At 68.7% G+C, this 21,136-nt stretch carries 18 protein-coding genes; 6 read left to right on the forward strand and 12 right to left on the reverse strand.

Translation table 11 applies throughout. The annotated features are described in order from the left end of the window. Positions 1–108 precede the first annotated feature (108 nt). From ACFFDA_RS23250 to ACFFDA_RS23260, 3 genes are read left to right on the forward strand one after another with little or no spacing between them, the layout of a single operon-like run. Positions 109–1,464 carry a Ppx/GppA family phosphatase gene (locus ACFFDA_RS23250; protein ID WP_404479639.1) on the forward strand — a complete coding sequence of 452 codons (1,356 nt, stop codon included), beginning with the start codon at positions 109–111 and terminating at the stop codon, positions 1,462–1,464. Then, the gene (locus tag ACFFDA_RS23255) at positions 1,461–2,135 is read left to right on the forward strand and encodes an RlmE family RNA methyltransferase (protein ID WP_404479640.1); all 675 of its coding nucleotides are present in this window, start codon (positions 1,461–1,463) and stop codon (positions 2,133–2,135) included. Before ACFFDA_RS23250 ends, ACFFDA_RS23255 begins: the two co-directional genes overlap by 4 nt. Before the next feature lie 14 nt (positions 2,136–2,149). Next, positions 2,150–2,701: an RBBP9/YdeN family alpha/beta hydrolase gene (locus ACFFDA_RS23260; RefSeq protein ID WP_404479641.1), complete on the forward strand. Its 552-nt coding sequence runs from the start codon at positions 2,150–2,152 to the stop codon at positions 2,699–2,701. 104 nt (positions 2,702–2,805) lie between these two features. Here the strand turns inward: ACFFDA_RS23260 and ACFFDA_RS23265 are convergent, their stop codons facing one another. Further along, positions 2,806–3,366, reverse strand: coding sequence for a c-type cytochrome (locus ACFFDA_RS23265; protein ID WP_404479642.1), 561 nt, complete (start codon positions 3,364–3,366; stop codon positions 2,806–2,808). Between the two features lie 121 nt (positions 3,367–3,487). Here ACFFDA_RS23265 and ACFFDA_RS23270 point away from each other — a divergent pair, with 121 nt between their 5' ends. Then, positions 3,488–4,387 carry a prephenate dehydratase gene (locus tag ACFFDA_RS23270; protein WP_404482850.1) on the forward strand — a complete coding sequence of 300 codons (900 nt, stop codon included), beginning with the start codon at positions 3,488–3,490 and terminating at the stop codon, positions 4,385–4,387. Between the two features lie 76 nt (positions 4,388–4,463). Here the strand turns inward: ACFFDA_RS23270 and flhA are convergent, their stop codons facing one another. The 7 genes from flhA to ACFFDA_RS23305 form a co-directional block, all read right to left on the reverse strand. After that, the gene (gene flhA, locus ACFFDA_RS23275; protein WP_404479643.1) at positions 4,464–6,587 is read right to left on the reverse strand and encodes a flagellar biosynthesis protein FlhA; all 2,124 of its coding nucleotides are present in this window, start codon (positions 6,585–6,587) and stop codon (positions 4,464–4,466) included. Positions 6,588–6,668: 81 nt separating this feature from the next. Next, a complete protein-coding gene (locus tag ACFFDA_RS23280) occupies positions 6,669–6,986 on the reverse strand; it encodes a helix-turn-helix domain-containing protein (protein WP_404479644.1) in 318 nt (105 codons plus the stop codon). Continuing rightward, positions 6,983–7,348 (reverse strand): flagellar motor switch protein FliN, encoded by a 366-nt coding sequence (fliN, locus tag ACFFDA_RS23285; RefSeq protein ID WP_404479645.1) that lies wholly within the window; start codon positions 7,346–7,348, stop codon positions 6,983–6,985. Before fliN ends, ACFFDA_RS23280 begins: the two co-directional genes overlap by 4 nt. A gap of 10 nt (positions 7,349–7,358) precedes the next feature. Continuing rightward, entirely contained in the window at positions 7,359–8,903 is a 1,545-nt protein-coding gene (fliF, locus tag ACFFDA_RS23290) for a flagellar basal-body MS-ring/collar protein FliF (protein ID WP_404482852.1), read from the reverse strand. A 159-nt stretch (positions 8,904–9,062) separates the two neighbouring features. After that, positions 9,063–10,379, reverse strand: a complete 1,317-nt coding sequence (chrA, locus tag ACFFDA_RS23295; protein ID WP_404479646.1) for a chromate efflux transporter — start codon at positions 10,377–10,379, stop codon at positions 9,063–9,065. A gap of 127 nt (positions 10,380–10,506) precedes the next feature. Further along, positions 10,507–11,217, reverse strand: coding sequence for a flagellar biosynthesis protein (locus ACFFDA_RS23300; protein WP_404479647.1), 711 nt, complete (start codon positions 11,215–11,217; stop codon positions 10,507–10,509). 153 nt (positions 11,218–11,370) lie between these two features. After that, positions 11,371–12,399 carry a flagellar motor switch protein FliG gene (locus ACFFDA_RS23305; RefSeq protein WP_404482854.1) on the reverse strand — a complete coding sequence of 343 codons (1,029 nt, stop codon included), beginning with the start codon at positions 12,397–12,399 and terminating at the stop codon, positions 11,371–11,373. Positions 12,400–12,503: 104 nt separating this feature from the next. Here ACFFDA_RS23305 and ACFFDA_RS23310 point away from each other — a divergent pair, with 104 nt between their 5' ends. Further along, the gene (locus tag ACFFDA_RS23310) at positions 12,504–15,212 is read left to right on the forward strand and encodes a hypothetical protein (RefSeq protein WP_404479648.1); all 2,709 of its coding nucleotides are present in this window, start codon (positions 12,504–12,506) and stop codon (positions 15,210–15,212) included. A gap of 9 nt (positions 15,213–15,221) precedes the next feature. After that, the gene (locus ACFFDA_RS23315) at positions 15,222–15,641 is read left to right on the forward strand and encodes a flagellar basal body protein (protein WP_404479649.1); all 420 of its coding nucleotides are present in this window, start codon (positions 15,222–15,224) and stop codon (positions 15,639–15,641) included. Between the two features lie 441 nt (positions 15,642–16,082). Here the strand turns inward: ACFFDA_RS23315 and ACFFDA_RS23320 are convergent, their stop codons facing one another. The 4 genes from ACFFDA_RS23320 to ACFFDA_RS23335 form a co-directional block, all read right to left on the reverse strand. Beyond that, a complete protein-coding gene (locus ACFFDA_RS23320) occupies positions 16,083–16,790 on the reverse strand; it encodes a M23 family metallopeptidase (RefSeq protein ID WP_404479650.1) in 708 nt (235 codons plus the stop codon). Positions 16,791–16,922: 132 nt separating this feature from the next. Beyond that, a complete protein-coding gene (locus tag ACFFDA_RS23325) occupies positions 16,923–17,750 on the reverse strand; it encodes a ferritin-like domain-containing protein (RefSeq protein WP_404479651.1) in 828 nt (275 codons plus the stop codon). Between the two features lie 111 nt (positions 17,751–17,861). Beyond that, the gene (locus ACFFDA_RS23330; protein WP_404479652.1) at positions 17,862–18,338 is read right to left on the reverse strand and encodes a peroxiredoxin; all 477 of its coding nucleotides are present in this window, start codon (positions 18,336–18,338) and stop codon (positions 17,862–17,864) included. After that, complete coding sequence (locus ACFFDA_RS23335) at positions 18,335–21,070, reverse strand: bifunctional [glutamine synthetase] adenylyltransferase/[glutamine synthetase]-adenylyl-L-tyrosine phosphorylase (protein ID WP_404482855.1); 2,736 nt, start codon at positions 21,068–21,070, stop codon at positions 18,335–18,337. Before ACFFDA_RS23335 ends, ACFFDA_RS23330 begins: the two co-directional genes overlap by 4 nt. Positions 21,071–21,136 lie beyond the last annotated feature (66 nt).

Consider the following 21,136-nt stretch of genomic DNA (forward strand, 5'->3'; position numbering starts at 1 on the left):
TGGTGATGGTAAAAATGTGCGGCCCTTGTGCCTTTGCCCGCAGGGCGTTAGCATCAGCGTCAGGTGTCCGCCGAACCGGCGGGATGTTATTGAACGAGATCTGATATCATGGCGGAGCAAGATCCGCCGGCAGCGAAAGTCGAAGTGTCGGGCCGCCCGGGACGGCGGCGAAAGGGTCGCAGGGGCAAGGCGGGTTCGCCAGTCGGCCCCAAGACCGCCGGCACAGCCAAGGCGAAGGCGCGCCCGAAAGGCGCGCGAGGCGCCGAGGCAGGCGAAGCGCCGCGCGCAGAACAGCAACCCGGGGCCCCGGCCACGCCGAAGGCTGACCAGCGGTCTGTCGAGAAAATCGCCCCGCCGGCAGGAAAGATCGCGCCGGCTTCCACCCCGCCTACTGCCACCCCGGCCGTGCCGTCGGCGCCTTCGCATCCGCGGCAGGCTTATGCGGCGATCGACCTTGGCACCAACAACTGCCGCCTGCTGATCGCGCGTCCCTCGGGCGAGAATTTCACCGTGATCGACGCCTTCAGTCGCGTGGTGCGACTGGGAGAGGGGATCGCGCAGTCGGGCCGGCTGTCCGACGCGGCGATGGAACGTACGCTTTCGGCGCTGCGGGTCTGCGCCGACAAGCTGATGCGCCGCAACGTCTACCTCGCCCGATCGGTGGCGACCGAGGCGTGCCGGCGAGCGGTCAACGGCCCCGAATTCATCGAGCGGGTGCGCCACGAAACCGGCATCCAGCTCGACATCATCAGCGCGCGCGAGGAAGCGCGCCTCGCGGTGCTGGGGTGCCACGTCCTGCTCGAGGATGGCTTCGGCCCGGCGATGATCTTCGACATCGGCGGCGGCTCCACCGAACTGGTGCTGATCGAGAGCACGGGCACCGTGCCGCGCATCCTCGACTGGCAGAGCGTGCCCTGGGGCGTCGTCTCGCTGACCGAAAGCTGCGGGCCCGAGGGCACGACCTACGAGGAGCGCGTGGAGCGCTACCGCCACATGCACAGCCTCGTGGCCGAAAGCTTCGCGGCCTTCTCCAAGCGCGTCGGCGCGGCGCGCGAGAGCGCCAGCCAGGACGGGCCGCTGCGCCTGCTCGGTACCAGCGGCACCGTCACCACGCTCGCAAGCCTGCATCTCGAATTGCCGCAGTACGACCGGCGCATGGTCGACGGCCTGATCGTGCCGGCCGAATCGATGCGCGACATCAGCACGCGCCTGTCGTCGATGTCCCTCGACGAGCGGCGCGAGGTGGCCTGCATCGGGCGCGAGCGGGCCGACCTCGTGGTGGCCGGTTGCGCCATCCTCGAGGCGATTCTCGATTTGTGGCCGGCCGGCCGCCTGGGCGTTGCCGACAGGGGCATTCGCGAGGGTATCCTGCGCAGCCTCATAGCTTCCCATAGTCCCGCCCACGGCCATTCCCGCGCACCCGGCGTGCGCGATGCCGTGCGCAATGCAGTAGGTGCACGATGAGCCGTTCCGGCAAAGATCCCGGCGAGCGCCTGCGCACCGCCAAGAAGCGCACGACCAGTTCCGCACGCTGGCTGACCCGCCAGATCAACGACCCTTACGTCAAGAAGGCCAAGGCGGACGGCTACCGCAGCCGTGCGGCCTACAAGCTGATCGAGCTGGACGAGAAGTTCGACCTGTTCAAGGGCGTCACCCGCGCGGTCGACCTCGGCATCGCGCCGGGCGGCTGGAGCCAGGTGCTCCGGCTCAAGGCGCCCAAGGCCAAGGTCGTGGGCATCGACCTGCTGCCCACCGACCCGATCGAGGGCGTCACCATCTTCGAGATGGACTTCATGGCCGACGAGGCCCCTGCGGCGCTCGAAGGCGCGCTCGACGGGCCGCCCGACCTCGTACTCTCGGACATGGCGGCCAACACCGTGGGCCACAAGCAGACCGATCACCTGCGGACCATGGGGCTGGTCGAGACGGCGGTGGATTTTGCGATCCAGTCGATGGCGCCGGGCGGTACTTTCGTCGCCAAGGTTCTTGCGGGAGGCACCGACACCGAACTGCTGGCGCTGCTCAAGAAGCACTTCACCAGCGTCAAGCACGCCAAGCCGCCGGCGAGCCGCAAGGACTCCTCCGAATGGTACGTGATCGCCAAGGGATTCAAGGGCTGCACGGGCGAGGCCTGAAACATGAGGGTAAGGTGAGGGAACGCATAGTCCTTCCGGGCATCGGCGGATCCGGTCCCGACCACTGGCAATCGCTGTGGGAGCGCGGAGACCCGCAGATGCGGCGCTTCGCGCCCGACAGCTGGGACCACCCGCGCCTCGATGCCTGGTGCGCCGCGCTGGACGTCGCCGTCGAGGGGGCGACCGAGCCCCCGCTGCTCGTCGCGCACAGTCTGGCCTGCCTGCTGGTGGCGCACTGGAGCGCTCGCTCGCGGCTGCGAGTGGCGGGGGCTTTCCTCGTCGCGATACCCGATCCCCACGGCCCCGCCTTTCCCGCCGAAGCGCGGGACTTCGCGGATCCGCCGGAACGGCCCCTGCGCTTTCCGAGCCTGGTCGTGGCCAGCGCCGACGATCCCTACGGCTCGATGGGACACGCGCGCTCTCGCGCCGAGCAGTGGGGCAGTTCGCTGGTCGACGCCGGGCCGCTCGGACACGTCAACGCTGCCAGCGGACTTGGCGACTGGCCGTGGGGACGCGAGCATCTGCGCGGTTTCGAAGCCGGTCTCGTTGACTCGCCGGTCGGCTAGGCGCGGGTCGGTCATGCGCACGCGCGCCAAAGACGAAAACGGCCCCCTAGCGACTCGGCGGCGCTAGGGGACCGTTTTCCACCGGCAGTGCCGGAATCGATGCGTTACTTGGCAGCCGCCTCGGCAGGAGCCGCGCCGGCGGCGGGCAGCGGCAGGTTGGAGCCCTGCGTGTTGAGGTAGGCGATGACGTTGGCGCGGTCTTCCGGCTTGGAGAGGCCGGCGAAGGTCATCTTGGTGCCCGGCGCATAGGCCTTGGGGCTCTTGAGCCAGTCGTTGAGCGCGTCGAACGACCAGTTGCCGCCCTTGCTCTTGAGCGCATCGGAGAAGGCGAAACCGCCGACGCCCTGGCCGATGGCCTCGCCGACGACACCGTGCAGGTTCGGGCCGATGCCGTTGGCGCCGCCCGAATTGATCGTATGGCACGAGGTGCACTTGGCGAACGTCGCCTGCCCCTTGGCCACGTCGGCGCTGGCGAGCAGCGTGGCGATCGGAACGTCGGCCGCGCCCTCGCCCTTCTCCGCGACGCCTTCCACGGGATAGCCCGCAACATCGGGCGCATGATGCTTGTCGGCCTGGAAGTACATGCCGCTGGCGATGCTTAGACCCAGGCCAACGATGCCTGAGAATAGAGTCCAACCGGCGATAGTATTGAAACGATCGTCCATTCGTGCATGCCCCTGCGGCTTAATTAAGCTCATCCTGTTGGCTTGGGGCTCTAATGGCCGCCTTGATCCAGCGCAAGAGCCATTGCGGATATCGCGATTGCCGCCTAATCGCGCGCAGGTCATGAACGCCTATCCCCAGCCCGCGATCGCCCTTGTCGGCGAAATGGAAGCCGCCGCCCTTGCCAACCCTTACCGGGCCGTGGCCTTGCAGGGCGCACCCGGCTGCAACGGCCACCGCGCCGCGCTCGAATACGACGGGGCCTGCCTGCCGCTGCCGTGCTTCTCGTTCGAGGATGCGCTCGATGCGGTCAAGGAAGGCCGGGCGACCCGCGCGATCATCCCGATCGAGAACTCGCAGCACGGGCGCGTGGCCGACATTCACTTCCTGCTGCCCGAGAGCGGGCTGTCGATCGTGGGCGAGCATTTCATGTCGATCCACCACGCGCTGATGGCGCTGCCGGGTGCCACGGGACCGTTCGCGGCGGCCTACAGCCATCCGCAGGCGCTCGGCCAGTCGCGCCATTACCTGCGTGCACGCGGGATCGTGCCGATGGCCTATGCCGATACCGCGGGCGCTGCCGCGCTCGTGCGCGAGGCGGGCGACCCTGCCAGTTGCGCCATCGCGCCGGCGCTGGCCGCCGAGCTTTATGGCCTCGACGTGATCGAGCAGAACGTCGAGGACGCGGCGGACAACACCACGCGCTTCGTGGTGCTGGCGCGCGAGCCGCTCGATCCCTTCGATCTCCAGGGCCAGCCGGCGATGACGACGTTCATCTTCGAGGTGAAGAACATCGCCGCCGCGCTCTACAAGGCGCTGGGTGGCTTTGCGACCAATGGCGTCAACATGACCAAGCTGGAGAGCTACCAGATCGGCGCCAGTTTCGCCGCGACGACCTTCTATGCCGACATCGAGGGCGCTCCTGGCGACCCGCGCGTCGATGCGGCGCTGCAGGAACTGGCGTTCCACTGCAAGTACGTGCGCCCGCTGGGCACTTACCGTCAGGCGCGCGCGCGGGGGTGAGGTAGCGCCCCCCACCAGCGACTGCGTCGGCGGTGGGCATTCCCAATGCTGCGCGACGGGGGACCCCGCCGCGCCATCAGCCGATCGCGCCGAGGCTGCGCAGGCGGGCGCGGGGGTGGATTTCGTTCTGCGAGAGCACCACCGTCGCCGGGCGCACCCGCTCGATGATCGAGCGCACGAAGGGGCGCAGCGCCGGACTGGTCAGGAGGCATGGAATCTCGCCCTGCGCGGCCAGGCGGTCGTAAGTCTCGCGCACGGCGGCGATGAAGGCCTGCAACTGCGAGGGCGCCATCGCCAGGTGCCGGTCGTCACCCTGGCCGATGATCGCCTCGGCGAAGGCCTCGTCCCAGGCGAGACCCAGCGCGACGATCGGGATCGTCCCCTCGAAGGCGTGTTGGGCCGAGATCTGCCGGGCCAGACGGGCGCGGACATGTTCGGTCACTTGCGTCAGGTTGGCGGTCACGGCGCAGGCCTCCGCGATGCCTTCGAGTATGGTGGGCATGTCGCGGATGGACACGCCCTCGCCAAGCAGATTCTGCAAGACCCGCTGCACGCCCGAGATCGAGATGCGCGAGGGCACGATGTCCGCGATCAGCTTGGCGGACTCCTTGTGCACCTCGTCCAGCAGCTTCTGCGTCTCGGTGTAGGAGAGAAGATCGGCGATGTTGTCCTTGACGATCTCGGTCAGGTGGGTGGTGACCACGGTGCCGCAATCGACCACGGTAAGGCCCCGGAAGCCCGCCTCTTGCCGCATCTCGCGCTCGATCCACAGGGCCGGCAGCTTGAACACCGGCTCCAGGGCCGCTTCGCCGCGCAGGCCGGTGTCGCCGCCGCCGGCGTTGATGACCAGCAGTTTGCCGATGCGAAGCTCGCCGCGCGCGATCTCCGTCTCCTTGACGAAGACGACGTATTCGTTGGCCTGCAACGCCATGTTGTCGAGGATGCGGACGGCGGGCAGGACGAAGCCGTAGTCGATCGCCATCTGCCGGCGCAGCGCGCGGACCTGGTCGTCGAGGCGCGGCTCGGCGCTGGCGTCGTTGATGAGCGGGAGCAGGCCGTATCCCAGCTCGATGCGCAGCGCGTCGATGGCCAGGGTGCGGGCGATCGGTTCCTCGGCCTGCGCGGCGTTCTGGCGGGCCTGTTCGGCGGCCTTTTCGACGCGCGCGGCGGCGGCCTGTCCTTCGGCCTTCCTGGTCATCGTCCAGGCCAGCCATCCGCAGGCGGCGCCGAACGTGGCGAAAGGCAGGAACGGCAGGCCGGGTACGAGCGCGAGAATGCCCATCAGCGCGCCGGCGATGCCGAAGGCCTTGGGATATCGGCCCAACTGGTCGCCCAGCGCCGCGCCGGTCTTGCCGACGACGCCGCCCTTCGAGACCAGCAGGCCCGCCGCCGTCGAGACGATCAGTGCCGGGATCTGGCTGACGAGGCCGTCGCCCACGGTGAGGATGGTGTAGGTGGTGAACGCCTGCCCGAACGGCACCCCATGGATCGCCACGCCCACGATCAGGCCGACGACGATGTTGATCGCGGTGATGAGCAGCGCCGCGACGGCATCGCCCTTCACGAACTTGGAGGCGCCGTCCATGGCGCCGTAGAAGCCGCTTTCGGCCTCGATCTCGGCGCGGCGCTCTCGGGCCTGGACTTCGGTGATGGTGCCGGCGTTGAGGTCGGCGTCGATCGCCATCTGCTTGCCGGGCATGGCATCCAGGCTAAAGCGCGCCGCGACTTCGGCGATGCGCCCCGCGCCCTTGGTGATGACCACGAAGTTGATGACCACCAGGATCGCGAAGATGGTCAGGCCGATGACCGTCTCGCCGCCCATCAGGAACTCGCCGAAGGCCGCGATCACGCCGCCCGCTGCCGTGTGCCCTTCGTGCCCGTGCCCCAGGATCAGCCGCGTCGAGGCAAGGTTGAGGCCGAGCCGCAGCATCGTCACGATCAGAAGGATCGTCGGGAAGCTGGATAGCTGGAGCGGCTTTTCGATGAACAGCGCCGTCATCAGGATCAGCACCGAGGCGGTGATCGACAGCGCCAGTCCCATGTCGAGCAGCCAGCCCGGCATCGGCAGGATGAGCATCGCGATGATGCCCCCCACGCCCAGCGCCAGCGCGAGGTCGCGCCCCGGGCCGAGCCGGACGAGCATCGGCGCGAGGTGGCCGGAGATCAGGTCCCTGGCGGAGGGGCTGGGGGTGGAGGCCATGGGCTAGTGGGCGCCGCGCGAGCGAGGCAGAAGAACAGTGCCCTCCGCTCCCGTTCGTGTCGAAGCGTGGTCGTACACGGTCTAGGCTCCGACCCGCGCGTGGTGCATGGCCGCGCCGCCGAGCGAGGGCGGCACCGCCATTCCGTCGGCCAGGAACGAGCGCAGCTTGTTGCGCATGGTGCGCACGGAAATGCCCAGCATCACCGCCGCCGCGCTGCGGTTTCCGCGGCAGTGGCGCAAGGTCTGGAGGATCAGTTCGCGCTCGACATCGGCGATGGCCTGTCCGACCAGCCTTGAAACCGCGGCCGTCACCACCGCCGCGCTCCCCTGTCCGTCGCTCTCGAAGGCACCGTCGAACACGCCGCCGAAGTCGCGCCCTGAATCGCTTTGCCCCATCATCCTTCCTTGCGGACGATTTCGGTGAGCGTGATCCCCAGCGTGCTGTCGATCAGCACCACTTCGCCGCGCGCGATGAGGCGGTTGTTGACGAAGATGTCGACTGGCTCGCCGACCCGGCGGTCCAGTTCCACCACCATGCCGGGCTTGAGGCGCAGCAGGTCGCCGATATCCATGCGCGAGCGGCCGAGCACCGCCTGGACCTTCACCGGCACGTCGAACACGGCCTGCAGGTCGTCGGGCGTGGGCGGCTTGGAAGGGCGCGGTGGCAGCGGAGGGGCGGTCTCGCCGCCGCCGTCGCTCATTGCCGCTTCCACCGGCAGGTGCGCGGGGGCGAGCTGCCGTGGCTCGGTCTCGTCGCTCATCGGATACCTTTCACGTGTTCATCCACTGGCGGATTACGGAGGCGGATTCGGCCGGATTGGCCGAGATCGTCTCGCCGATGCGCCGCAGTGCGGAGAGCTTCACCCGCCCGTCGACGTGGGCCAGCGCGACTTCCTGGTCGAGCAGGCCGCCTGCCTCGCCGGCAAGTTCGTCGGCGGATTCGAGCTGGGCATAGGAAACCGCGCTGCCGACCTGGTCACGGCGGTCTTCGTCGATCGCCGGATCGCCCGGAGGCGGCAGCAGCGCGGGGGCGTTGGGGCGGCGCAGCATGCGGATGGCGAACAGGACGATTCCGCCGACCAGCAGGATCTTCAGCACGTCGAGGATGCGGTCCACGGTCAGCCCGAAGGGCAGCCCGCCGTCCATCCCGTCGAGGTCGCCGGGCGCGGCGAAGGGCATGTTCTCCACCACCACGCTGTCGCCGCGCTGGGCATCGTAGCCGACCGCGTTCTCGACGAGGCGCTGCAGCCGTTCGATCTGCGGCGCGGGCAGGCCCTTCTCGCCACCATCGACCATCACCGCCACCGTCAGCCGCTTGACCTGGCCGGGGGTGCGGGTGGCGACCTTCTGGGTGCGGCTGTTCTGGTAGGTGACGTCCTCGGACGTCTCGTTCTGCGCCGAGCGGCGAGTGTCGCCGCCCGCACCGGCCGGGGCCGTCTCGTTGTCGGGCAACTGCGTCGCCACGCTGGTGCCTTGCGCGCCAGGGGCGTTCTCGTTGCTCTGGTTGTTGGATTCGACCGTGACCTGGCGCTGGATGACCTGCGCGTCGGGGTCGAAAGTCTCGGATTCCTCGCGCACCTGGTCGCGTTCGAGCAGGGCGGAGACTTCGGCGCGGACTTTGCCGTGCCCGACGATTGGCTCCACCATCGTCTCGATCTGGTCGCGCAGCCGTGCCTCGACGGCGTTCTGGCGGTCCTCGAGGTCGCTCGCCCCGCCTTGCCCGCCATCGCCCGCCCGGGCCAGCAGCGCGCCGGTCTGGTCGACAACCGAGACTGCTTCGGGCGACAGGTCGGGCACGGCGGAGGCCACGAGGTAGCGGATCGCCTGCACCGCTTCTGCGGGCAGGCGGCCGTTGGTCTTCACGGTAACGGAAGCGGTGGCCTTGCGCGGTTCGGTCTCGAACATCGCGCGCTCGGGCATGACGACGTGGACGCGCGCGCGGCTGACCCGGTCGAGGCTCTCGATCGAGCGGACCAGTTCGCCTTCGATCGCGCGCGTCTCGTTCAGCTTGGCGCGCGAAGAGGAAATGCCGAAGGGCTCCTCCTCGTCGAGCACGTCGTAGCCGATCTTGCCGCCGAGTTGCTCGGAAGCCATCGCCATGCGCAGTTCGGGCAGCTTGTCGACCGGCGCCATGATCGCCGAGCCGTCCGCCGAGAGCTGGAACGGCACGCCCTGGCCCTTGAGCTTTTCGGTGATCGTCGCGGCAGCGCCCGGCTCGAGGTCGGTATAGAGGTAGCCCATCGCGCTTTGCGGCGTGCGCAGGGCCATCCACCCCAGCGCAAGCAACAGCGCGAGCGCGACCGCGCCCATGGCCATCGCCCGGCGCGTGCCGATCTGCCCGATGAAATTGCGCAACGCGTCCAAGCCCGGCCTCTAGGTCAACGGCGTCGCTCCCGGGCGTCGCCAGGGGTATTATAGGATGAGACTAGGCAAGACTTGCCGGGGGCTGGAAAAATGTGTCGGAAAAGGGCCCCGTCAGGCCAGCGGCAGCAGGGCGCGCACCACGACCGCCGCGCCGCCGCACAGGCATAGCGTTCCGAGCACGCCGACGCGGGTTCGAAACAGCAGCACGAAGGCGAGTACGGCCAGCCCCAGCGCCAGCGGGTCGAGGCTGCGCCAGTCGGGTACCTGCAAGGTGACGGGTCCGTGCCGGACCGCCTCGACCCGGGCGAACAGCACATGCAGGGCGAACCAGATCGCAAGGTTGGCGATCACTCCCACGACGGCGGCGGTCAGCGCAGCCAGCCCGCCCTGGAGCCTGCGGGCATGTTCGAGCCGCTCGATCCACGGCGCGAATGCGAAGATGCCCAGGAAGCTGGGCGCGAACGTCGTCCATGTCGTGATCGCTGCTCCCAGCACGCCTGCGACCATCGGCGAGAACGGCGCCGGCGCGCGATAGGCACCGAGGAACCCGACGAACTGCGTCACCATGACCAGCGGGCCCGGCGTCGTTTCGGCAAGGCCCAGGCCGTCCGCCATTTCGCCCGCGTTCAGCCAGTGATGCGACTGCACCGCCTCCTGCGCCATGTAGGCAAGGACGGCATAGGCGCCGCCGAAGGTGACGACCCCGAGCTTGGAGAAGAAGGCGCCGATCTCGAACAGGACGTGGTCGGGGCCCAGGCACAGCGCCACCACCGCCAGCGGCAGGGCCCAGACGGCCAGCCACGCCGCCACCGTCCGCAAGGTCAGGCCCAGGAGCCTGGTCCCGGTCGCGCCCGCCTCGCCCGATACCGGGGGCTTGAGCCGCAGCCAGTGCGGCGCCAGTGCCGCGACGACGATGCCGATGGCGCCGGCGCCCAGCACCACCAGCGGAAACGGCAGGTCGAAGAAGAACAGGGCGATGAACGAAAGGCCGGTCAGCAGGTACTTGAACGGGCTGTTGAGTGCCCGTGCGCCGATACGCAGCAGCGCCTGGGCGACCAGCGCCAGCACCGCGGCCTTGATTCCCACGAACAGCGCTGCGAACCATCCCAGTTGCGCGGCGTGGACATAGAGGATCGACAGGCCCAGCATCACCAGCGCGCCCGGCAGCACGAACAGCCCCCCGCCGACGAGGCCACCGCGCACGCCATGCAGCCGCCATCCGATATAGGTCGCCAGTTGCTGCGCTTCGGGGCCGGGGAGCAGGTGGCAGAAGTTCAGCGCCTGCAGAAAGCGCTCCTCGCCGATCCAGTGCCGGTCGTCGACCAGTTCCTTGTGCATGAGAGCGATCTGCCCCGCGGGGCCGCCGAAGCTCAGTAGGCCGATGCGCCCGAAAACCTGCGTCATTTCCCGGAATGGTGGTGTGGTCATGCGTTCCCCCGCGACGCCAGGCGCCGCCATATGCGCAACGCTTGGGCGGGGAACGCCTGGACGGGAGGTCGCCTGATCCCGTGACCTCCGTGCTGCCACAGGAACACGGGCCAGACAAGAGGGCGGGTTACTGGTTCTCGCGTGCGGACGAGGAGAGGACTCCGGCCAGTTCCGCCATCACCGCCGCGCGGCGTTCTCCCGCATCGACATTGAGGCCACCGGCCTTCCATTCGATCCGCGCATCGCCTTCGGCAATGCCTGCATCCTCGACCACCGTGATCGCCAGCACGCGGCCGGCCTTCGCCGTGCGAGCCTCGACCATCCTGGCAATCTCCCCGCGCAGGGCCGGGTTGGCGCGCACGACGAGGGCGGTGCCTTGCGCCACCTGGTCGAGGGCACGGCCCAGCGCCTCGTCGATGGCCCGGGCCGGCGCGGAATCGACGGCATGCCCGGCCAGCAGTTCGGCCGCGTGGAGGGCGACGGTGCCGGCATCCGCCACCATGCCTTGGCCGACCGCGTCGAAGCGGGCCTCGATGTCGTCGAGACCGGCATGGAGGGCGTCGGTCGCCGCGAGCAGGGCCTCGGCACGCTCGGTGCGCGCCTGGGTGACGCCGGCCTCGAAGCCGTCGGCGCGCGCACGGGCGAGTTCGGCGCGGTGGTCGGCGTGGAGGCGCTCGATCCGCGCTTCCAGTTCGGCCAGCTTCTCGCTCAGGTCCTTGGCCACGTCCTCGGCCGGCAGCACGAGGCCGCCTTCCGGAGCGAGGTCGGCCAAAGGGGCGTCGACCAGGTGGAATACGCGGTCGAAGCCGAAAGGTTGTATCGTCGCGGAATTATCCATGGCCACCCCCAATCATCCCGAACTGCCCTTCCGTTCGTGTCGAGCGCAGTCGAGACATCTCGCACGGCGCCCGCGTGTCTCGACTGCGCTCGACCCGAACGGAACAAGGGGGGCGCAGCGGTTGTTCGGAATGGTCCATCTCGAACGCTGCCTTCAATAGATCATCGCGTCGTCGCTTTTGGGGTCGGCGAGCATGATTTCGCCGCGTTCGCCCAGGTCCTTCGCCAGCGTCACCAGGTTGCCCTGCGCCGCCTCGCATTCGCGTGCGCGGACCGGGCCCATCGAGGTCATGTCGTCGCGCATGAGCTTGGCGGCGCGCTCGGTCATGGCACCGAAGAAGAGCTGCTTCATGCCCTCCGGCGCGCCCTTGAGCGCCAGCGCGAGTTCGCGCTTGTTGCAGTTGCGCACGATGACCTGGATGGCGCTCGGCAGCAGGTTGCCCAGGTCCTCGAAGGTGAACATGAGGCCGCGAATGCGCTCGGCCGCCTCGGGCGCGCGCTCGTCGAGCGCGCCGAGCATGGCTTCCTCGGTCGAGCGGTCCAGCGCGTTGAACAGCTCGGCCATGGTCTCGTGCGGGTCGCGGCGGGCGCTGCGCGACAGGTTGGTCATGAACTCGCTCTTGAGCGTCTGCTCGACCTGGACGATCACGTCCTTCTGCACCGTCTCGGTCTTGAGCATGCGCATCACCACTTCGGTGCCGAAATCGCGCGGCAGCGAGGCCAGGACGCGGGCGGCATGGTCGGGCTTGAGCTTCTGGAGGATCACCGCCACGGTCTGGGGGTGCTCGCTCTTGAGGTAGCCGGCCAGCACGCCCTCGCTCACGTTCGACAGCTTGTCCCACATCGTCCGCCCGGAGGGGCCGCGAATGTCGTCCATGATGTCCTTGACGCGTTCGGGCGCCAGCACCCCTTCGAGCAGCCGTTCGGTCGTCTCGTAGGAGCCGTGCAGCGTAGTAATCGAGGAGACCTCGCTGGAGAATTGCGCGAGCAGGTATTCCACTACCACCGCGGGCACCCGGCCGAGCGTCGAGATGCTGCCCGAAAGCTCCTTGATCTCGTCGTCGCCAAGCTGCTGCCAGATCGGGATGCCGTGCTCCTGACCCAGTGCCAGCAGCAGCGCGGCCGCCCGCTGCAGCCCCGAGTACTTCTTGAGCTCCGGTGGTTCGCCCACCGCGGTCATCATGTTCACCTGCGAGACCCTTCGAAAATTGTCCGATTTCATCCGATCCCGGAGAGTTCCTTCTATTTATAGGAGGAACCCCCGCGCAACCGGGCCAGGAGGCACAATTGACGATAAGTCTGAACAACGGGTTGATAGGCCTGTCGGTCCTGGGCGGAACCACAGCCTACTCCTCCTATTTGTCCAGCGCCGCCGCGACCGAGAGCCCCGCCGTGATCGCTGCGAAGAAGGCCTTCACGATGCCTGCCACCACGCCGCCTTGGTCCACTTCGGAGGAAACCGGCAGCACCAGCGCGCAAGTTGCCGCGATCAAGCGCCTTGCCACCATCATCGAGGCGAACACCGACAGCTCGCTCGACGACCTGCCCGACGTCGAGACCGCCTTCACTGCCTACAAAGCACTGGAAAACCTTCGGATTATTGCCGAGGCCGCAACCTCCAAGACGATAGGCGATACCGAGCGCGCCTCCTTGCAGAAGACCTTCGCCAAAGGTCTGAGCGACCTGCAATCCTGGCTCGGCACAGCCGACACAGACCTCCTGACCCTGGCTTTCGGCAGCACCAGCAGCAGCACCCGTACCCTGGGCGTGACCTCGCGCTATTCGAGCGACGCGATGGCCGGCGCAGGCGTTTCCAAGACTCGCGCGGCACCGATCGAGGGCCTTTCCGGCAGCGAAATCCTGCAGGTGACGCTGACGAAAGGCTCGATGAGCGAAGTGGTCGACGTCGATCTGGCCCAGACGAGCCAGCCCCCCACGCTCGATTCGGTGGCGGCCGCGATCAATGCTGCGATCGCCGCGCGCCCTGCCCTCGATGCGCAGGGCAACCCGGTGGTCGACGCCGACGGCAATCCGACCTCGCAGTGGAAATCGAACTTCACGGTCGAGAAGAACGACGGCAAATGGGGCCTTGTCTTCAATCCCTCGGGAATCGAGAAAGTCTCGATCGACCAGGTCGACGCCGGTGACGCGCTGATGGTCGCCAGTGGCGTGACCGGCCCGTCTGCGCCCACTTCGGCCGACGTCTATCGCATCGAGGACCTAGAGGGCTCGCTCACCTGGGAGAAGCTCAACCGGATCAACGGTGTCGACACCGCCGCCACGGCCCGCGCCAAGGCTGCCGCGGTCAAGAGCGACGATGACGAGACGCCAAGCGACCCCACCGTCTTCGCCGACAGCGCCGCCAACGGTATCGTCACCGACGCGCAAGGCTACAGCTACATCGTCGGCACCACCGACGGCGACCTCGGTGGGCAATTGAGCGACGGGGCGGACGACCTGTTCCTCACCAAGGTCGACAGCGAAGGCCAGGTCGTGTGGCAGCGCAGCCTGGGCGCAGCGGGTAGCGCGAAAGGCGCAGCGGTCGCCATCGCGCCCAACGGCGAGATCGTCGTTGCCGGGACCGTTAGTGGCGCCTTCAACGGCAGCGACGACAACCAGACAGACCTCGTCGTCACCCGCTTCAGCGCCAAGGGCGAGGAGTTGTCGAGCACCGCGATCCGCCAGGTCGGCGACGAGACCGCCAGCGCCGTGACGGTGGGCACCGACGGTTCGATCTACGTCGCGGGTCGCGCATCCACCAGCGGCGGCGATGCGGTGATCGTCCGGCTCGACGCTTCGGGCAAGCTGGCCGAGCGGCGCACGATCGACAGCGGTGGGTCGGATTCGATCTCGGCGCTCGCCATCGACAACGACGGCAACCTGCTGGCGCTCACCAACGAAAGCGGCGTCGCCGCGCTGCGCCGGATCGGCGCGGGGGCCTTGACCCAGGATCTCGGCTCGGTGGCGCTGGGCACCGCCTCGGCGCGCGCCATCGCGGTTTCGGACAACGGCCAGATCGCAGTGATCGGCGCGACCAGTGCGGCGCTGAACGGTCCGCAGGTCAATGCCACGAGCGGCGGCATGGACGCGTTCGTCTCGCTGGTCGACGCCGACCTGACGCTGGCCTCCACCAGCTACATCGGCACTGCCGAAAGCGATCAGGCGGACAGCGTCGCCTATCTCAACGGCGCGCTCTACGTCGGCGGGCGCACGGCGGGGACGCTCAGCGGCGAGAAGCGTGGCAAGGTCGATGGCTTCGTGGCGCGCATCGATCCGGCCAGCGGCTCGGTGCAGACGGTGTCGCAATGGGGGCGCCTGTCGTCCTCGGTGGAGCCGGTGCGGCTCACCGCCGTCGCCGGCGGGGCGACCGCGCTGGGGGCGCTGGGCCTGCAACGCGGGCTGCTCAACCAGCAGACCTCCGGCGACCTGGTGGACGAAACGGCGCTGCGGGTGGGGGACACCTTCAAGATCGCCGTCGACGGGGAGACCGCGCGCACCGTCACCATCGAGGACGGCGAGACGATGATCTCGCTAGCCCAAAAAATTCGCAAGATCACCGGCATCGATGCGACGATCACCACGCCTTTCACCGACGGTGCGGCCAGCCTCAAGATCGAAGTGAAGTCGGGCCACACGCTCGAACTGGTCGCCGGGGCGGACGGACGCGACGCGCTGGCCAAGCTGGGCCTCGACCCGGTGCGGCTGGTGCCGCCCAAGGTGGCCGACAAGGACGCCGCGAAAGTGACGCCGGGCGGGCGCTACAACCTGGGCCTGAGCGACGGCCTGACCCTGCTCGACGCCAAGACCGCCGCCACCGCGCTGGCCAAGATCAAGTCGGCGGTGTCGATGACGCAGTCGGCCTACCGCTCGCTCTACTGGGATTCGAGCAAGGCGGCGCTGACCGACGGGACCATCTCCACCGGCGGCGGCAGCGCCTACCAGAAGGCACAGCTCGCCAATTACCAGGCCGCGCTGTCGCGGCTGACCGGTTCATAAGGAACGCCCATGACTTCCTCGCTTCCCCCGATCTTCGACGGCATGGGCCGCGCGATGAAGGCTATGGCCGAGCACCAGCGCATCATCTCCGAGAACATCGCCAACTCCGAGACCGCCGGCTACAAGGCGCGCACGGTCGAGGCGCCGGACTTCTCCGCGCTGGTCGATAGCGCCGGCGGCACCCCGCAGGTGGCGCGGCCGCGGGTCGAGCTGTCGAACGGCATGGCGGCGCTAGGTGCCCACGCTCCGCAAGGCGGCGGGCGCGTCGTGCTCGACACGCAGACCAGCGAGACCAAGCCCGACGGCAACAACGTGACGCTGGAAGACCAGCTCCTCGCGCTTGGCCAGGTGCAGTCGGACTATGCGGCGATGACCAGCCTCTATCGCAAGCAGATCGGCCTCATCAAGGCGGCGGTCGGCAAGGGGTAGCGGCGGGTTTGAGGGCGCGAAAGGGCGTGTCGCGAGCCCGTGATCTCGCTTGAGCGAAACCCCCGTCGTCATTCCTTCGACCTGAAGGGCGATGCGAAGCCGCAAAGCAGGATGACGTTTCGTGGGTCGCTTCCTTCCGGTCTTCGCCGGGGTTGCGATGACGATTCAATGTAAAGTTGATTCCCCCGCCGCCGCCGGCTCCAAAAAACCGCCGTTTTGACCCCGATCAATGTCGCCGGCCAGCCCGGGTGGCAGGATTTGCCTTGCCGGTCCCGCACCTCCCCCCGCCGCATGGCGGACCCCAGGTGCGAACCGCTTCTCCCCGACTTCGGGCGGCCCTGCCTCGTGACGGGCCGCCCATTTTTGGCCGGCCACGAATCGCCAAAAAGAAAAGGCGGCCCTGGGGACCGCCTCTTCCTCCTCTCAACTGGTGTAGGACGATCAGCCGCCCTTGGCGTTGCCGTCCGCAGCGGCGATGCCGGTCTGCATGTAGGGAATGGGGTTCACCGCATCGCCGGCCACGCGCACTTCGTAGTGGAGGTGCGGGCCGGTCGAGTTGCCGGTGCTGCCGACGAAACCGATCACGTCGCCCTTGTGGACGCGCTGACCCTCGGCAACGTTGAGGCGCGACATGTGGCCGTAGCGGGTCTGCATGTCGCCGCCGTGTTCCAGCGCGATGTAGAGGCCATAGCCGCTGAACCACGAGGCGCGGCTGACGGTGCCGTCGGCGGTGGCGTAGACCGGGGTGCCGGTGGGGGCGGCGAGATCGACACCCTTGTGGGCGCGGCGGCCGCCGAGAATGGGGTGTTCGCGCATGCCGAAGGTGCTGGTCATGCGCTCCTGGGCGAGGGGGTTGCGCGAGGGAATGGCGACCGAGGCGAAGCTGCCGGTGACGGCGGGCTTGGGCTTGGCGGCGGCGAGGCCGGTTTCCTCGAAGTTCTGCCACGAGCTGAAGAGCTGGCGGAACTGTTCGTCCTCGCCACCCGTGACCGACTGGTTGGCGCTCTGTGCCGCGCGCAGCGGAGCGGAAATGTCGGCGGAAGCAGCGGCGCTGTTCGCCATCGCCGGATGGGCGGCGACGGTGAGGCCGGCAGCGACGAGAAGACCAGTCACTGCGCGGAACTTGGCGAAGAAATTCGTTACGACCACTCGCAATACCTTGCTTTCCGCCGCTGTCCGCCCGGCCTTCGCCAAGAGACGCGACGTTATTTTGAGCACTGCGAACTTCCTGCGGAAGTCGCAGCACCTAGGTTTTGGAGATGGTCGGAACCCCCCGCCGTCTCACGAGAAATGACTTATGCCGTTAGGTTCCGCCTCGGCAAGCCCGGTATACAGTTCCCGCGACAAACCGGCAGCAAGGCGCGCCGAGTCGTTGAACGGTGCGCGCAGCCTCCCGCCAAAGTAACGCAAAACCAAGGATTTCCAGAGGTCTCCGGGGTCCTCGGCCAACCGTTCGGCGACGTCGGCGAAATGACTTGCGCCGAAACGGACGTGGCGAATCTCGTCGTCGAGGATTCGTTCGAGGATGCGCGCGCCGCGTTCGTCGCCCGCGGCGCGCACCCGCAGGATCGCGGTAGGAGTGACGTCGAGGCCGCGCGCTTCGAGCACCATCGGCACCACTGCCAGGCGGGCGCCGACGTCATGGCGCGTTTCGCTGGCGGCGCCCCACAGGCCGTCGTGGGCGGGCAAGGCGCCGTAGTGGCTGCCCAGCGTGCGCAAGTGCCGGTCTAGCAGCGCGAAGTGCATCGCCTCGTCCGCCGCGACGTGCAGGAAATCGGTGACGAAGGCGGGGCCCATTTCGCCCCCGAATCGCCCCGCCATGTCGAGTGCGAGGTCGATGGCCACGAACTCGATATGCGCCAGCGCGTGCCACAGGGCGATTCGGCCGCGTTCGGTGCCGGCTTTGCCGCGCTTGGGCATCTTGCCGGGCATCAGCAGTTCGGGCGCGTCGGGGCGGCCGGGGGTGTCGGGCATGTTTGCGTCGAACACGAAAGCGAGCCGGCCCAACCGCCAGTCGCGCGCGACCTTGCGCGCGGCCATCGCCTTGGCCCGCGGATCGCGCGTGCACAGCGCGGCGTGGATGGCGGTGGCGAGGGAGGGGTGGGGCATGCGTTTCTCGTTCGAGCAGATGGTGAGGCCGAAGAAGCGGGACCTTCCCGGGCCGGGCGGCGGGAAGGCGCTGCGCGAATGGTTACGTGGAGACCTGCGATCCCCTCGCGCCTACAATGCCTGCGCCGCTTCCAGCACCTTGGCCGCGTGGTCCTTGACCTTCACCTTGTCCCATACCTGAGCGATCTTGCCGTCCGCGCCGATCAGGTAGGTCGTGCGCACCATGCCCATGTAGGTGCGGCCGTAGTTCACCTTCTCGGTCCAGATGCCGAGCGCGTCGGACAGGCCGTTTTCCTCGGCGTCGGTGGCGAGCGGGGCCGTGAGATTGTGCTTGGCGATGAAGTTCTGGTGCTTTTTCGCCGAATCCTTGCTCACGCCCAGCAGCGAGGTGCCGGCGGCCTCGAACTCGGGGGCTAGGGCGGAGAAGTCGATGTTCTCGGTGGTGCAGCCGGGCGTCGCGTCCTTGGGATAGAAGAACACGACCAGCTTGCGGCCCGCGAAGTCGGATACCTTGACGCTGCCGCCCTCGGGCGTTTCCAGGGCGATGTCGGGGAAGGCGTCGCCGACGTGGGGGCGAGTGGTCGTCATGAGTCTGTCTCCAGTGTTTCGCCGAAGGCCTCGTGCCAGGCGGCGGCGACATGCGCGCGTGCCTCGGCCAGCCCTCGTTCGAGCGTTTCCCAGTCCTCATAGCCACATGCGCGCACGAGCGCCATGCAGGCGGCGGCGCCCGGCACTTGCGCATCGGGAGCAAGCAGGCGCCCGGCGACGAGCAGGCGGGTGAGCGCATCGTGCGCCGCGACCAGCGGCTCGGGCACCAGCCCGGCGATGACGAGCGCGCGCACCGCCTCGCCGAGGTCCGGGTCGAGACCGGGACCCCGCTCGCGCAGTTGCACGAAGTGGACGATGAACTCGAGATCGACCAGTCCGCCGCGCGCCAGCTTGACGTCGAGCGGGCCCTTGGCGGGCTTGTGCTGGGCCATCTTGGTGCGCATCTCGAGCACGTCGGCGCGCAGTTTCTCGACTTCGCGCGGTTCGGTCAGCACGGCGTGCACGATCGTGGCCAATGCAGCGCGCCCCTTGGTCGAGCCGTAGAGCGGACGCGCCCGGCACAGCGCCATGTGTTCCCAGGTCCAGGCCTGTTCGCGCTGGTAGCGTTCGAAGCTCTCGAGGCTGGCGGCGGGCGGGCCCTGCTCGCCCGAGGGGCGCAGGCGGGTGTCGACTTCGAACAGGGCGCCCTGTGCCGTCGCCACCGACAGCGCAGAGATCGCCCGCTGCGACAGGCGGTTGTAGTAATGCGTCGCGCCCAAGGGCCGGCGCCCGTCCGATTCGGTACGGAAATCACCGCTGAACAGATAGATCAGGTCGAGGTCGGAGGCGTGGGTCAGCACCCCGCCGCCCATGCGGCCGAGCCCCAGAACCAGCATCTCGCTGTCGGGGACCTTGCCGTGGGAGGCGCGGAACTCCTCCACCGCCGCATCGGTCAGCACGACCAGCGCGGCCTCCGCCGTACGGGCGAGGGCATGGCCGATGTCGATCGGATCGTTGACGCCCTCGATCAACTGGACGCCCAGCTTGAAGCGCATCTCGCCGACCTTGCGGCGCACAGCGTCGAGCTTGCGTTCGTAGTCGTCGCCAGGCTCGAAGTGGAATAGCTGTGCGACCAGTTCCTCGACGGTGCCGGGCAGGGCGAAGGCGGTGGCGTCGATCAGCGGGTCGAGCAGGTCCGCGCGCCGCGCCAGCGCATCGGCCAGCGGCGGGGCGAGGCCGAGGATGCGCGCCAGTTGCTCGATCAGCGCGGGGCGCGCTTCGAGCAGGTTGAACAAGTTGATCGCGCTCGGCAGATTGCCCAGCAGTTCCTCCCATCGGGCCAGGGCGCGCTCGGGATCGGGGGCGGCGGCGAAGGCGGCGAGGAGGTCGCGGCGGATCGCTCCGAAGGCATTGCGCGCGGCGTCGGAACGCAGCGCCCGAACCTTGCCGCCCAGCCAGCCACCGATCCGTTCGGACAGCGCGGCGGGATCGGCGAAGCCCAGCGCTTCGAGTTCCTCGGTGAGCGAGGTCTGGTCGGGCACTGCGACCTGGACCCCGCCACGCGTGGCATTGGCCATGATGAGCGCGTCGTAGCGGGCGCCGACCGCCTCCGTGATCGCGGTCAGTTCGTCGAGCAGCGCTTGGCCTCCCGGAAGCCCGTCGAGCCGGGCGACAGCCTCGATCGCCTCGTCGGTCCTGGGCAGGCTGTGGGTCTGCTGGTCCTGGATCATCTGCAGGCGGTGCTCGACGGTGCGCAGGCGGTCGTAGCTTTCGCCCAGCAATTGCGCTTCCTCGGCCGGGACGAGGCCGGCGGCGGCGAGGGCGTCGAGCGTGGCACGGGTGCCGCGCAGGCGCAGGCCGGGGTGGCGGCCGCCGTGGATCAACTGGTGGGTCTGGGCATAGAACTCCACCTCGCGGATGCCGCCGCGCCCCTTCTTGAGGTCGAAGCCGGGGCCGACGACTTTGTTGCCGCCGGTTCTGGTGTACGTGCTGGCCCTGATCTGCGCGGTGAGGCGGCCGATCTCGGCGATGGCGCCGAAGTCGAGGCTGCGGCGCCACACGAAGGGTCGGATCGCGGCGAGGAAGGCCTCGCCCGCCGCGATGTCGCCGGCGCAGGCGCGGGCGCGGATGAAGGCGGCGCGCTCCCAGGTGAGGGCAGAGGATTCGTAATGGGTCAGCGCCGCATCGACCGAGATTGCCAGCGGGCTGACTTCGGACGCCGGACGCAGGCGCAGGTCGACGCGGAAGACGTAGCCCTCGTGGTCGACGCGCGAGAGGGTTTCGACCACGGTGCGGGCGACGCGCTGCGCCGCCTCGCCGGGTTCGTCGCGCTCTCGGCGAGGGAGCAGGACGGGGTCGAACAGCAGGATCGGGTCGATGTCGGAACTGTAGTTGAGTTCCCCGGCGCCGTGCTTGCCGAGCGCGAGGGCGAGGAACCCGGTGGACGCCTGTGCCGGGTCGAAATCGGGCGCCCGGCGGCGAATGCCCTCGACGATGGCGGCATCGAGTGCGCGATCGGCGAAGGCGGAGAGCGCGGCGGTGACGTCGAGCAGCGGGAACGCGCCGGCAAGGTCGCCAATGGCAATGGCCAGGGCCAGCGCGTGCTTCTCGCGGCGCAGGGCGGAAGGCGTGTCGCCGGCGGTCTTTCCCGCAGCGCGCGCGAAGGCGAGGGCCCCCGCGCCGTCGCCGGCGGCGAGCAGTTCTGCCAGCGCCGGCTGGCGGTCGAGCAGGCCCGCGAGGTAGGGCGCGTGGGCCCGGGCGCGGGCGATGGCACTGGTCCAGTCGGCACTCATGGCGCTGTCCTGCCCGCGCCGGTGCACCGAGGCAAGGTCGTTGGTAGGGCCGAAGAGGTTGTGCCA

It is taken from the genome of Novosphingobium sp. BL-52-GroH (genome assembly GCF_044813085.1).
Classification (GTDB): domain Bacteria; phylum Pseudomonadota; class Alphaproteobacteria; order Sphingomonadales; family Sphingomonadaceae; genus Novosphingobium.

Coding starts and splice junctions, on each gene's coding strand:
- ACFFDA_RS23250 (WP_404479639.1), top strand. CDS start 109: ATGGCGGAGCAAGATCCGCCGGCAGCGAAAGTCGAAGTGTCGGGCCGC.
- ACFFDA_RS23255 (WP_404479640.1), top strand. CDS start 1,461: ATGAGCCGTTCCGGCAAAGATCCCGGCGAGCGCCTGCGCACCGCCAAG.
- ACFFDA_RS23265 (WP_404479642.1), bottom strand. CDS start 3,366: ATGGACGATCGTTTCAATACTATCGCCGGTTGGACTCTATTCTCAGGC.
- ACFFDA_RS23270 (WP_404482850.1), top strand. CDS start 3,488: ATGAACGCCTATCCCCAGCCCGCGATCGCCCTTGTCGGCGAAATGGAA.
- flhA (WP_404479643.1), bottom strand. CDS start 6,587: ATGGCCTCCACCCCCAGCCCCTCCGCCAGGGACCTGATCTCCGGCCAC.
- ACFFDA_RS23280 (WP_404479644.1), bottom strand. CDS start 6,986: ATGATGGGGCAAAGCGATTCAGGGCGCGACTTCGGCGGCGTGTTCGAC.
- fliN (WP_404479645.1), bottom strand. CDS start 7,348: ATGAGCGACGAGACCGAGCCACGGCAGCTCGCCCCCGCGCACCTGCCG.
- fliF (WP_404482852.1), bottom strand. CDS start 8,903: ATGGCCATGGGCGCGGTCGCGCTCGCGCTGTTGCTTGCGCTGGGGTGG.
- chrA (WP_404479646.1), bottom strand. CDS start 10,379: ATGACCACACCACCATTCCGGGAAATGACGCAGGTTTTCGGGCGCATC.
- ACFFDA_RS23300 (WP_404479647.1), bottom strand. CDS start 11,217: ATGGATAATTCCGCGACGATACAACCTTTCGGCTTCGACCGCGTATTC.
- ACFFDA_RS23305 (WP_404482854.1), bottom strand. CDS start 12,399: ATGATGACCGCGGTGGGCGAACCACCGGAGCTCAAGAAGTACTCGGGG.
- ACFFDA_RS23315 (WP_404479649.1), top strand. CDS start 15,222: ATGACTTCCTCGCTTCCCCCGATCTTCGACGGCATGGGCCGCGCGATG.
- ACFFDA_RS23325 (WP_404479651.1), bottom strand. CDS start 17,750: ATGCCCCACCCCTCCCTCGCCACCGCCATCCACGCCGCGCTGTGCACG.
- ACFFDA_RS23330 (WP_404479652.1), bottom strand. CDS start 18,338: ATGACGACCACTCGCCCCCACGTCGGCGACGCCTTCCCCGACATCGCC.
- ACFFDA_RS23335 (WP_404482855.1), bottom strand. CDS start 21,070: ATGAGTGCCGACTGGACCAGTGCCATCGCCCGCGCCCGGGCCCACGCG.